The sequence below is a fragment of the Kamptonema formosum PCC 10802 genome, from assembly GCF_000332335.1.
Taxonomy (GTDB): domain Bacteria; phylum Cyanobacteriota; class Cyanobacteriia; order Cyanobacteriales; family Oscillatoriaceae; genus Oscillatoria.
In genome coordinates this window covers 3,663,361-3,665,841 of record NZ_KB235948.1, presented here as the reverse complement: position 1 = coordinate 3,665,841, position 2,481 = coordinate 3,663,361, and the positions used below count along the sequence as shown (strand labels likewise).

The window sequence follows — 2,481 nt, the reverse complement described above, 5'->3', positions numbered from 1 at the left end:
CGGCTTTCACCCCTGTTTGACAAAAGAGGGATATAGCAGCAGTCATATTGGTTAGAACAATAGAAGCTTCGGGAGCTCTGGAGCAAGGGAGCCGGAATGTAGCGTTCCTAAATGCTTACTGCTATATAGACGTAGGGCAGGCGTCCCGCCCCCCCTGAAGGTCTAATGTTCTAACCTAAGTGCATACTGCTATACCTTTGCCAATTTAGCTGAGGTTGCTACAAGCGGGTGGCCGGTGGATACGACCCAGGTGGGATATACGTTGGAAAATCTGAGCCAATAAAACTGGCTCAGGTTTTTCCGGAAGGAGTTTTATGATTTCGGCCACATATTTTGAGCCCCGACAGATGGCCTTGAGATCCAGCACACTGTCCCCAGAATGCTTCCCCCGGCCAGTTCCGAGCAGGTGATGTGGACAGGTTGACCATAAAAAATGAAAGATTGGCCGCATTAGTTACTGCCGGTTGGCTGACATTCATAAAATCTTCCAGGCCCCAGAATTGTTGTCCCGAAAATTAAATTCGATTTGAAAGCGCAGGCTGTAAAAATTTATTACCTTGTCGGAATCAAAGTCAGGGTCACTGGTAAATAAAATGACGTGGTGGCGAGCATTGGTGCTTTGATGAGTCTTGACCAGAATCACCACATTCAGAGGTTGAGCAAATTCCTTGTGGAGGAGTTGCGCTTGATAGATATCGGTGAGGATTTGCCCATCAATCGCGCTGTTCTTCAGGTATTGAGGGGGCATGTTGCGTAGGTCAAGCTTATCTCCTTTGCGGCGGCACTTTCGCTCAGGGTCGGGGTTTTGATAGGGTATATAAAGCGCCGAATCGTAACGAAGCTTTGAAATTAGATGTAAATTCAGCCGGCGGGCCATTTGCAGGGAAGCATTATTGCCAAAGTGACCATCCAATAGCAGATAAGTCAGGGGCAGCATACCGCCCAACTGTTTTAGCAATGACTTTATTATTTTTTGAATTTGCAATAATTTTGGTTTAAAAGGCACGGCGATTTTGTTTTGATTCTTACTGCCGGCAGGTCGTTTTGTGAAGTTATAAGTTGTCGTTGTGGTTAACCAAAAATGTACTAAAAAAACCCTCTTTTTTTGGCGAAGATATTGTTTAATAACACCTTCGCCAATTTACCTGAGGTTCCCTGGTTCCGTTGGCTCCTGATGGGAGACGAAAGAGGTCGGCTCCCCCTAAATGACGCGCCGTCCTCGGCAATCTCCTGCTCTGTACAGCAGGCTTCTTTGGGGGCGTCACAGCTATTGACCAGCCCCGATGTACCCCTTACAGGGTATGGGGTTGAGACATTTCCTCCAGAAAACTCTGTCCGGGTTTTGGGAAAAGGATTTTTAAATAGCCATCTCCCTCGGCACTCTAGCTAAAAGCCCACCACTCAGGGTGGGCTTTTGGCGAAGGTATTGGTTTAAGAAACCGGGTTTCTCAGTACCTCACTAATATGAGAGCGGCTATAAATGACAATTTCCTGACGCGGTTAGGCAACATTTCAACCTCATAAATTAACTGCCAAACACTCCGCCCTCCCCTCTCGCCATTGCTTGCAACTGCCGGCGCACCCCCTTCTGGGCGCAGCCAACCGTAGCCGGCGCATCCCAGGGTGTGGAGCAATCCTTCAAACTCCTCCTCAGTCCAACTGGGGGAAACAATGGACTGCATAACCGGCAGAATATCCCCACGGCGATCCACCACAAACTCAGGGGTGCGACGCTGCAAGAATGCCTCAAGTAATGGTCTAGCCCCCTCATCCCAGTCAGCAGGATGCCGGTGTTCCAGTTCCCAGTCTAAAACCCACAGTTTCATGGTTTTGTCATAACTCCCCGACAGGGCAAATCTGCCATCCGGGCTCAGACACACTGAGTTCACCCCGCCTGTATGTCCCTCAAAGGTGCGCAAGCACCGCCCCGTTGCCACTTCCCACAGTTTCAGGGTTTTGTCCCCACTCCCCGACAGGGCAAATCTGCCATCCGGGCTCAGACACACTGAGAACACATAGTGTGTATGTCCCTTAAAGGTGCGCAAGCACCGCCCCGTTGCCACTTCCCACAGTTTCAGGGTTTTGTCCTCACTCCCCGACAGGGCAAATCTGCCATCCGGGCTCAGACACACTGAGAACACATAGTGTGTATGTCCCTTAAAGGTGCGCAAGCACCGCCCCGTTGCCACTTCCCACAGTTTCAGGGTTTTGTCCTCACTCCCCGACAGGGCAAATCTGCCATCCGGGCTCAGACACACTGAGCTCACCGATATTGTGTGTCCCTCAAAGGTGCGCAACGGGCGCTTTGATTTAGGCAGTCTCTCTCTTGCTAGTTTGAGCGCCGCCTGTATCGGCGTTGCATTCGGTGAGTCACCTTTGCCCGCAACCGAAACATTGTCGCCCTGATGCTTCGCCCCTACTGCGTCTTCCCCTGGAATACTCTCCAGAGTTTTAATCGCCGCCTCGCAATCATCCCGCTCT

Annotated in this window: 1 protein-coding gene and 1 pseudogene; both read right to left on the bottom strand. The window is 50.7% G+C overall.

The window, feature by feature from the left end; all coding sequences use genetic code 11:
- Positions 1–205 precede the first annotated feature (205 nt).
- Positions 206–1,042 (bottom strand): annotated as a pseudogene (locus OSC10802_RS54530) (transposase); the annotation flags it as partial.
- A gap of 406 nt (positions 1,043–1,448) precedes the next feature.
- On the bottom strand, positions 1,449–2,481 hold a 1,033-nt coding region (locus OSC10802_RS0115750), incomplete at its 5' end, for a WD40 repeat domain-containing protein (protein WP_198525130.1).